This is a genomic window from Nonomuraea sp. NPDC049784 (assembly GCF_040659615.1).
In the GTDB taxonomy this organism is placed as follows: Bacteria; Actinomycetota; Actinomycetes; order Streptosporangiales; family Streptosporangiaceae; genus Nonomuraea.
In genome coordinates this window covers 1-1322 of the sequence record NZ_JBFAMX010001226.1, presented here as the reverse complement: position 1 = coordinate 1322, position 1322 = coordinate 1, and the positions used below count along the sequence as shown (strand labels likewise).

Sequence of the window (1322 nt, the reverse complement as noted above, 5' to 3'; positions counted from 1 at the left end):
CGGGGCGCGGCTGCGCATCGACGGGGTTCGCGCCCACCACGAGCAGGCAGTCGGCCCGCTCCACGTCCTCGAAGGCGTCGGTGCCTCCCGACAGGCCGAATGCGGCGGTCAGTCCGGCGGCCGACGGGGAATGGCACAGCCGCGAGCAGTTGTCGACGTTGTTGGTGCCGATGACGACCCGCATGAACTTCTGGATCAGGTAGTTCTCCTCATTGGTGGCTCGGGCCGAGGAGATCGCCGCCACCGCGTCGGGGCCCGCCTCGGTCACGGCGGCTCGTAGCCCGCGGGCGATGTGGTCGAGCGCCTCGTTCCAGCTCACCGGCTCCAGTCCGGAACGGCGGCGCAGCAAAGGCTGCGTGAGCCGCTCCGGAGAGCGCAGGTATCCGTGGGCGAACCGACCCTTGACGCAGGCGTGTCCCCGGTTGACCGGGCCGTCCTTGGCCGGCCGTACCCCGGCGACCTCGCCGTCACGGGTCAGCACGTCCAGGGCGCAGCCCACGCCGCAGTATCCACAGGTGGTACGCGTGCGGGTGAGCGCGGCCAGATGAGTCCCGATCGGCAACCCCGGCTCGGTGAGAGCGCCGGTGGGGCAGCTGTCCACGCACCCTCCGCACGCGACGCAATCCGAGTCCACCCACGCGCCACCGGTGCCCGGCGCGACCACGGTTTCCGAGCCACGTCCCACCAGCGTGAGCGCGAACGTACCCTGCACCTCGGCGCACATGCGCACGCAGCGACCACAGGCGATGCACAGATCCCGGTCGAGATGGACGAACGGATGCGTGTGGTCCCGGCCCCTTCCCGCACCGCCCTGAGCGGCTTCCGGCCCGAGGCCCAGGGATCGGCACACCCGTGCCAGCTCGCCATCGCCTTCCAGCGCATAAGGCGGAAGCGCCGAGACGATCAGCTCCACGGCGTCATGACGCAACCGGCTCAGGTCCTCTTCCTCGACGCGCACCTGGGCACCGTCCACCGCGGGGGTCACGCAGGCCGCCACCACGCGCCCGTCGAGGCGTACCAGGCAGGCCCGGCAGGAACCCACGGGCGTCAGCCGGTCGTCATGGCAGAGCGTGGGCAGATCGACGCCCGCGACCCGCACCGCGGACAGCACCGTCGCCTCCCCCGCGAGATCGACGACGACGCCGTCCACCGTGAGCCTCATCCGCCCCACCCCCGCAGGCGATCCCCATAGGCACGCGCCAGGCTCCGCACCGCATGCGGCAGCCGGCGGCCGAACGCACACAGGCTGGCCTCGCCCATCACGTTCAGCATGCGCACGTACGCGTCACCAGGCGGGGCGCCGGCCCTGGCCTGCTCCAGCC

At 72.0% G+C, this 1322-nt stretch carries 1 protein-coding gene; it reads right to left on the bottom strand.

Annotation, left to right across the window (positions count from 1 at the left end):
• A partial coding sequence (locus AB0J09_RS64945) for a molybdopterin-dependent oxidoreductase (protein WP_360714489.1) occupies positions 1-1162 on the bottom strand: 1162 nt, incomplete at its 3' end.
• Positions 1163-1322 lie beyond the last annotated feature (160 nt).